7 protein-coding genes are annotated in these 8,609 nt (G+C 53.9%); 2 read left to right on the plus strand and 5 right to left on the minus strand.

Annotated features, from left to right (window positions below; all coding sequences use genetic code 11):
* Both ACW8F6_RS15760 and ACW8F6_RS15765 read right to left on the minus strand, forming a co-directional pair.
* A partial coding sequence (locus ACW8F6_RS15760) for a TonB-dependent receptor plug domain-containing protein (protein ID WP_491576838.1) occupies positions 1–1,580 on the minus strand: 1,580 nt, incomplete at its 3' end.
* A gap of 254 nt (positions 1,581–1,834) precedes the next feature.
* Complete coding sequence (locus ACW8F6_RS15765) at positions 1,835–3,256, minus strand: hypothetical protein (RefSeq protein WP_491576839.1); 1,422 nt, start codon at positions 3,254–3,256, stop codon at positions 1,835–1,837.
* Between the two features lie 536 nt (positions 3,257–3,792).
* Between ACW8F6_RS15765 and ACW8F6_RS15770 the strand changes: the two genes are divergently transcribed.
* A complete protein-coding gene (locus tag ACW8F6_RS15770; protein ID WP_491576840.1) occupies positions 3,793–4,989 on the plus strand; it encodes a polysaccharide lyase family 7 protein in 1,197 nt (398 codons plus the stop codon).
* Between the two features lie 62 nt (positions 4,990–5,051).
* Here the strand turns inward: ACW8F6_RS15770 and ACW8F6_RS15775 are convergent, their stop codons facing one another.
* A complete protein-coding gene (locus ACW8F6_RS15775; RefSeq protein WP_491576841.1) occupies positions 5,052–6,203 on the minus strand; it encodes a PQQ-dependent sugar dehydrogenase in 1,152 nt (383 codons plus the stop codon).
* Between the two features lie 104 nt (positions 6,204–6,307).
* Between ACW8F6_RS15775 and ACW8F6_RS15780 the strand changes: the two genes are divergently transcribed.
* Positions 6,308–6,760 carry a hypothetical protein gene (locus ACW8F6_RS15780; RefSeq protein ID WP_491576842.1) on the plus strand — a complete coding sequence of 151 codons (453 nt, stop codon included), beginning with the start codon at positions 6,308–6,310 and terminating at the stop codon, positions 6,758–6,760.
* Here ACW8F6_RS15780 and ACW8F6_RS15785 read toward each other — a convergent pair.
* Together ACW8F6_RS15785 and ACW8F6_RS15790 are read right to left on the minus strand one after the other, a co-directional pair.
* Complete coding sequence (locus ACW8F6_RS15785; protein WP_491576843.1) at positions 6,723–7,514, minus strand: SGNH/GDSL hydrolase family protein; 792 nt, start codon at positions 7,512–7,514, stop codon at positions 6,723–6,725. The two genes, ACW8F6_RS15780 and ACW8F6_RS15785, sit on opposite strands and share 38 nt — an antisense overlap.
* A 65-nt stretch (positions 7,515–7,579) precedes the next feature.
* On the minus strand, positions 7,580–8,281 hold the full coding sequence (locus ACW8F6_RS15790) for a DUF3581 family protein (RefSeq protein WP_491576844.1): 702 nt from the start codon (positions 8,279–8,281) through the stop codon (positions 7,580–7,582).
* Positions 8,282–8,609 lie beyond the last annotated feature (328 nt).

Here is an 8,609-nt window from a genome sequence, read left to right on the forward strand (position 1 = left end):
GGGAAGGCGCTGGCGATATCATCCACAGGAATGTAGATTTCATTGCCGTCAGTGTCCTTCAGGTTTTTATTCAGATCTTTGTACTGTACACCGTATTCGCTGGTTTCATAGCGACGCTCGGTAAACCGTACACCACCTTTAAGCGAGGTTACGTAAGCTAAACCGAAGGGCTCGCTGTAGTCTACATCCAAGCGCCAGGCCTGCTCTTCGTTTTCAATGGTTTCGTCGCGGTGACGGAACTCGCGAAACACAAAGTGCTCGGTTTGCGTATAGATATCGCCATCGTCGTACACAACGCTCGGCGCCTGACCATTGCTGTTAACAACTGTTACGTTGGTTTTCCACTCGTTCGAGCCAGCTGGGTTGGCTGCCTCTGCCACTGGGTCCAGGGTACGCAGGTTAAACTCAGACTTGGGATAGGAGGTTTCCGAGTTTGCCAGCGAGTATTCGCCCGACACCTTGAGTTTGTCGGTAAAGTTCCACTCGCCGCCAAAGGCGTTGCTAAACGCCTCGTTTGAGCGGAATGAACTCCAGGTTTTCGGAATGGCAATCACGCCATTCGTCCGATAATTGTTCAACGCACCATTGGCGTCTTCGTAGGTATCTGCAGTGGCCTCATAGGAACCTGCCACGTGCAAAATTGAATAAGCTTCCTGACCACCCGAGCGCTCGGTGGCATTCAGATCCAGGTAAAAGTTGCCCTGCTCAGAAGCCGGCGCCCACTGCAGCGAAACGTTAAACGCCGTGCGCTCGCGATTTTCGATAAAGGGCTCAAATTTGTGCTCGTTTTGAATAATGTACTTGCCGCTTGGCGTATTGGCCGCTGGCACATCCAGGCCGGCAATATCTTCGTGACCTTTTACCTGCACATTGGTTTCAAAACTGTCGCGGCGCAGCTCGCGATCCTGGTATGAAAACATGGCCATAGCGCCAAAGGTACCAGCCTCGCCCATATCCCAGTTATCACCTGCGGAGAGGTTAAAAATAGGCGCCCAATTTTCAGCCTTATCGGCGTACTCCATATCAAAGGAGCCAGCGATTGTGGTTTCTTTCAAATCCAGTGGGCGCGAAGTTTTCAGGTTTACAGTGCCGCCTAAAGCGCCTTCAACCATTTCGGGCGTCGGCGATTTAATCACCTCAACCGCGGATAGGAAGCTCGCGGGGAAATCTTCAAAGCCGATGCCGTTACGAGAATCGCCCATGGTAGAGCGGCCATTCACCTCTACGCGGTTTTCTTTCAGGCCGCGAATAGACACGTCGGTGCCCACGCCAAAATCGCGGTTAATGGACACGCCGGTGACACGCTGCAAGGCTTCTGCGATGTTGTTATCGGGCAATTTACCGATATCTTCAGCCACAATGACATCCACCACTCGACCGTCATTGCGCTTGGCGTCGGCGGCTTGCTCAAGGCTGTAGCGAATGCCCTTAACAACCACCTCTTCCAGCACATCTAAATTTTCAGCATCGGCGTCCTGCGCCAGTGCCGACGGCAGAAATACCAAGCTAGTTGCGGTAAGTGCGAGTGTGTTTATTGCTCTGATGGCCATCGCGAGATGACGCTTATTGTTATGTATCATTCTTGCTTTCCTCTCCTTATTAATGCCTCGAGTACAGTTCAATACCAGAGGGTCACAGGAGTTAACCCCTTTCCCCAACCCATGTCAACCAATCAATCTGATTTAGATTGATATATTGATCAGACCAATTCATATTTATACCTATTTATCAATAAGTTATGATCTAATAATATTGAGTTATTAACCTGTATTTTTATGGGCAATTTCTAGCAAAATTGGTCTGACCAGCAAATAGAACTAAGCCAATTTACCGATTAGGACAGTCCGCGCCCCTCGGCCTGTTGCACCAACAACACACGCAAGCGTTCATCGTGGACTAGCGCACTCAGGTCCGCCAGAAACGCGGCATCTACCGCACTGCGAAGCAGTAGCCCATGCAAGCGGGCAATAAGCTTGTCGCGCATATCATCGGCCGGTTGCGCAGTTAACCACGCACTTACGCGCTCGGGCTCCGCAAGCGACCACGCATACAAAGACGCAGCCTGCGCCCTTATACGCGCACCGACGTCGCCTATCTGCAAACTGAGTTCAAGTGCGCGCGCCGGAAATTGCTCGCCCAGGTAAGGCAGCAACGCGCCCAACAGAGCATCGCGCAAGCTTGGGCTGGCAATGGCCGACGCCCGCTCAACCGCAGCCAATGGGTCGATCACTACCCAGGTCTCAAGCACGCGACGCTGCGCCGCAACTTGGGCAGCGCCTGGTAGATACTCAGTAGCCAGCTGCAGTGCGCCGTAGTAGTCCTGCCAGTCTAGTCGGTACAACAATATTTGCTGAACCAGCGCCTGCTGAAACGTCGCTTCTGTCTCAGGCAGCGCAAAGGCAAATTGCAGCGCAGAGGCGTCATCGCTCGCCGCGAGTGACAGAGCAGCCGCTTGCAAGCCCGACAAATAACGGGGCGTCGATTCCGCAAATTTTGCGGCGTCCAGCGGTTGCCGCTGGAGCCACAGCTTGAACAGGTGCTCCTTTAGCGCGTGCGATGCCATCTGTCCGGCTGGCGGGAAATCGGGTAAAACATCTGCCCACTGCAGTGCTTTACGGAAATCTCGCGCCCAAAATTCGGGCAAATAACTAAAGTCCACCATATCCTCGCGCCAAAGGTGATCGCCGGGCAATGGCGGCGGGTCGGCAAGTGCCAAGGTGAGCGCGACCACCGCTTGGTACATAGTCGCAACCTCGAAACCACCGGCCACCTCCGCCAACGGCCAGTGCGCCGGCCTACCGCCGCCGTACAGCACCCCTGCTAGCGCGTAAGCCCGGCTCGACTCGGGCACCTGGGTCTGCGCTAACTGCAACGCCACGGGCAATGACTGGCGCGCGACAGCCTGCAACACCACCTGCATCAACCAACGACGCTGTATTTCGGTGACGGACAATTCGTCGATGAGCCCTAGCATCTCCGCAGCGCCCGTGAGCTCGCCCGGCGTTAGTAGAGCAGCCAACAATTGCACCTGCAGCGCATCGAATGGCAACTGCATTACCGCCTTAAGATTCAAGCGCTGCGCGGCACTTAACGCCGGCGCCGGGCCAAGGGTCGCAGGCAACCCAGCATCAATGTCCATCAAAGGCATTGGTTTAGCAGCCTTGCCCTGAGGGTTGGGCAGATAGACGTATGCCCCAATTAACCCTGCCAGTACACCACCGGCGCACCCGAGTAACACACACCTTGCACTTAACATTGCGCTGCCCCCTTTGGCCTTTACCCAGCGCTACCCATCTAACCGCACTGCCGCTTCACCCGCGGCACCAATACATTGGCCACACGCCAAGCACATCACAATTGGTTAACTAAATTAGGCCATTATGATCTGATAAATATAAAACTTAAATCAGATGGGCACGAATGTACCAATCGAACATTATCGCCATGAAATCCAATTAACTGTGTGGAAGCCGCCCAACATTTCAACTTTATGACGAGATATCAATCGGTTATCTATCTAAACCAGACGTAGCGACCAGTTTAAACTGGTCTGCCAAATTAAATAAAAATCATTTGCAATTGAAAAAAAATACGTGCAAGCCTAGCCTAAACAAGACAAAAACAGCCATTTGGGCGCCCAATTTTACGCTCGGCGTTTCAGCGACTCCCGCGCACATGATTTGACTGCAGGGATTCGTGGGCCTGGTATTGCGCGTGTTGTTCTGCGGTAAACGCGCACACGGCTTTGTCGTCAACCCGATATAACAATAATGCTAATCAGGAGTAATGACCTTGAATAAAACACAACCTTCCCCCCAATGGCCTTTTTACGCATTGGCCAAGCGTATCCTCACTGGCACGCTTTTGCTTTTGAGTCTGGCCTGTAACAACGCCCTGGCTGCCACAGCCACAGCGTCGACCTGGCACCCAAGCTACCCGCCCAGCAACGTGCTAGACGGCGATATCAATACCCGCTGGGCCGGTTACGGCTCAGGCGCCACCCTAACCGTGGACCTGGGTTCCACCAAACAGCTAAGCGCCGTTAAGCTGGCCTTTTACAAGGGCGATCAGCGCATCACTACTTTCGATGTTCAGCTCAGCACCAACAACAGCAGCTGGACCACTGTCCTCAGCAATGCCAAGAGCTCGGGCTCGACTAAGTGGAATCAGACCTTTAGCTTTACTGAGCGCAGTGCGCGCTATGTGCGAATTGTTGGCTACACAAGCAACGTAAACAACTGGACCGACATCACCAAGTTCAGCGTGGTGAGTGGCAGCGGCGGCGGTTCTGGCGACTGCGATAAACCTTCAGATGTTTTGGACTTAACCAACTGGAAGATTACCCTTCCCTACACCAGCGCCACGGGCAGCACAGATGGCAACACCAATAAAGCTGCGGAAGTTAAACAACCAGCGCTGGACAGCTACGAGCGCTCGCCCGAATTTACCAACTCAGGCTGTGACTACGTGCAATTTCGCGCACACGCCGGCGGCGCCACCACCAGCGGCTCAGGCTACCCACGCAGTGAATTACGCGAAATGACCAACAATGGCAGCAGCAATGCCTCGTGGAGCTCCACCAGTGGTACTCACGAAATGGAAGTAGTATTGAGCGTCAGTAAACTTCCCACCGTTAAACCACACCTGGTTGTGGCGCAAATTCACGACGGCGGTGACGACGTCATTACCTTCCGCCTTGAAGGGTCGAAATTTGTTATGGAAATTGACGGCAGCGACGGCCCGACGCTGGACAGCAACTATGCGCTCAATGAAAAAGTCACGCTTAAATGGGTAGTGTCTGGCGGTGTGACCAAATCCTATTACAACGGCCAGTTGGTTCACACGCTAAATCAAAGCTACTCAGGAGCCTACTTCAAGGCCGGTGCCTACACCCAATCAGCCTGTGGCGGCGACAAAAAAGTCAGTGGAGAATCCTGCAGTGCCTACGGCGAAACGAAAATCTATGCTTTAAAGGTTTCGCATAAATAGCTGTAAAACTGTAAAAACCTGAGGGGGCCTTCCCCTCAGGTTTTCTATTGAAATCGCGCAAACTATTGCGGCGAAACTCTGATAATTTTCCCGTTGTTACTGTCCGTTAACAAATACAAAGCCCCTTCCGGACCTGCATAGACCGCGCGTAAGCGCGCATCCAGTTCCTTGAATAGCGACACTTGGTGCACGGGCCTATTGCCATTCATTTGCACCCAGCGCACCTCCTTGAATTTTAATGCACTGGCCAGCAGATCGCCCTTCAATGCCGGAAATGCATCGCCGCGATACACCACCAAAGAGGAGGGCGCAATAGAGGGAGTCCAATTCACCAATGGCTGTTCCATACCCGGATATTCCGTGTAGGGCGTAATAGAGGCACCCGAGTAATCGCGCCCGTAGGTAATCACCGGCCACCCATAATTTTTACCGGACTCAAGGATATTGATCTCATCCCCGCCCTTGGGGCCATGCTCGTTGCTAAACAACATCTGACGCACGGGATCATAGGCCATGCCTTGGGGATTGCGGTGGCCCAACGTATAAATGGCTGGGTGATAGCCCGCTTTACCCACGAAGGGATTGTCTTTAGGAATGGCGCCGCCATCGTGTATGCGCACCATTTTCCCCATCAGATTGTCGGGTTTTTGCGCAGCTTCGCGAAAATCAAAGCCATCGCCCACCGCCAGGACTAACGTATTGTCCGGCAGAAAGGTCATGCGCGCGCCATAGTGGACCGGCGTGTTTTTAGTGGGCGTTGCGGTAAATACCACCTCCACATCGGTAAACGCATTGCCTTTAATTCGGCCGCGCACCAAGCGCGTGGCATTGGCTTTGGGTTCGCCCCAGGCAAGCGATAAATAGATCCACCCATTGGTGGCATAATCCGGGTGCAATACCAGGTCCTGTAGGCCGCCCTGGCCTTTGAAATAAGTCGTCGGCACGCCAGTCAGCGGCGGCGATACCTTACCCTTTTCCACCAAGCGCAACTGACCGCTGCGCTCACTGACCAGCAGCCGGCCATCGGGTAAAAACGCCAATGCCCAAGGTAAGTTCAGACCCTCCGCCACCGTAGTCAGTGTGTAGGGGCCGAGCGCCTTTGCCTTAAGGGCTGATTCCGCCTGCGCGGGCAACCAAGCGGCCGCCAATACAATCCCCCACAGAGCGGCGGCTAGAAAATTGACGCCCACGCCGGGCAATAATTTGCTTTTCATACTGAACTCCCGTTAACTGCCGAATAACGCACGTATTGTGCGTACACTATGGCACCACTTTAATAACAACGGCACTATTTGCAAGGCTTCACAAGGATCGCGATATGTTTATAAAGCGCGGGCTCTTGCCCTGGCTATTAGCGTCATTGGCTGGCTTTGCGCTGGCCAGCGTCAATCACTCACTGTTTGTACAGGCTCGCCTAACCGATTTAGGTATCCTGCTACCCCTGAGCGTGCGCGCAGGGGCACTATGGGATGACCTGGTTGGCCTAAGCCCAACTTACCTCCCTATTATTGCTATTGGACTGTCCATCGCACTGCCGTGTGCACTCGGACTTGCGCGTCGCTGGCCCCAATGGCGCACTGCATTGTGTATGCTGGCGGGTTTTTGCGCACTGCTGGCTATTCTCCTGAGCATGCAGCCCATTATGAATATCACGCTGATTGCCGGCGCGCGCGGACTCGCGGGCTTGCTCGCACAAGGGGCAGCAGGCGCGCTGGCCGGGGCCGTTTTTGCCTTTACAGCGCCGCCAATATCTTCTCTGCAATCAACTTAAAGCCAGCTGAATTCGGGTGTATCTCATTGCGCCAATGCTGCTTGGATAGGGTACCCTGGGTATCCACCACCACCAATCGACCGGCGTACTCTACAGCCAATGCCTGCAGCATGCCGCGGAACTGCTCGAGCAAGTAGCGCACGACCGTTGCCATCAAGGCTACATCGCGATAACCGAGGGATTTAAACACCGGGTACATCCATGACTCACCAATGGGAAACAAATCAAAAAGCGCATAGCCGCGCTTGGATGGTATGGGGTAATCGTAAGTATGGGTGACAATGCGCGTGTGGGGATTATGTGAAAATTGCGCCACGCGGTGAATTAATTCTTCGTACACCGCCCGCAATTGTAAAAGCTTGTTTTGCAAGCGATCTTGGTGCACAGCTGCCAAACGATCCATTCCTGGTACATAGGGTTTAACCAGGTAGTCCAAATCATAGCGACCAACAATATCATTGCCGCCGCCGGAAAATAGCAGATGGTCAAAGTGGGTGTTGCTAATCCGCTTCATGAGTGCCAACTTTTGCTCGCCACTCATCATAGTCACTGCCTCGTCGCCGTTACTGGCCGTGGCGTAAATCAATAGGTGATCGCGCTTGGCTAAGTGGTGAATAATATTGGCGGGCTTGCCAAAGGCGAGGTAGCGGCGCGGGTAGGCAAACCAGGAATCGCCCTCGGCCAAAATACGCGTGGCGCCAGCATTTGCAACCACCAGTCGATCAAAGACATGAGAATCTGAAGTGTAGGGCACAGCATATCCTTACGCGGCAAAGAGCGGCCAGTGTAGCAACCAGCGACCACCTATGGGTAGCCCGCTTACCCCAAGCGCGCTTTGCGCTCGTCGTAATAGGCCACTACGCCCGCCACCGCTTCTTCATCAAACTCACGCAATCCGCTCAGCACTAGGCACTTTTCACCGCGGCCTACAACGGCATTGCCTGCTTTGAACTCGAAACAAACTTTTACTTGTCCGCGCTTGCCATCCACCGTCAGGCTGTTGCCCGTTGGTGCGAGTTGAATGTCGTCAATGTCTAAACGATCGAACTGCAAATGCATGGACTGGTAAATCACCATCGGACGCGCCGGATTAATCATCACATTCTTTTCACGCCAAAGCGGGACCAGAATGTGTGGAAAAGTATGCCCCGAAAACGCCACATAGGCGCGAGCTAAACGCTCAACGAGCTTCGCGTCCTGTGCCGTTTCGCCACTGCGCGCCACGGCCATGTAGACCTTGTCGGTACCGTCGCGCACCTGCAATGCACCGCCCTCCTGATGAAAGCGCAGAGCGACATTTTCCTGCACCATATCGGCAAAGGTAAAGTCCATACACTGCGACAGCCCGTTCTTGGCCAGCGTCAAGGCAAACAAGAGGTCGCCAGGCACGCAGAAACGCTTGGCATCTATGTCGTGAATGGGGTTGAAATCATCGGCTACCTGCTTGGCAAAGCGACTTGCCTGGGCCCGAGTAAAGGAAAACTCCTGACCGGATTGTTCAAAAAAGTCACTTAACCACATGCCTGCTAGCCTGAATCTATTGCGGAGGCGCGATTATACAGGCTTGAGAGCCGAAGCAAAGCCAACAGCCACCCCCCGATGATATTGCCAAGCATCACAAAATCCCTAAAATTGCCTTGTTTAGCACGGCCTCACAGCACAACATGAACGGGCCAAGCTACCGAACCGGCGACCTCGGCGTTTCGGTAACGATGGGAACCGCCGATAGGCGCCCCGAAGGGGGCGAGGCCAGGACGGCCGAGCGTTAACGGGTCGGAGACCCCGGTGTTTGTTTCACTTACTAGCGACAAAAAATTCGGTGTGTAGCGCAGCCTGGTAGCGCACTTCG

The sequence above is a fragment of the Simiduia sp. genome (assembly GCF_058345725.1).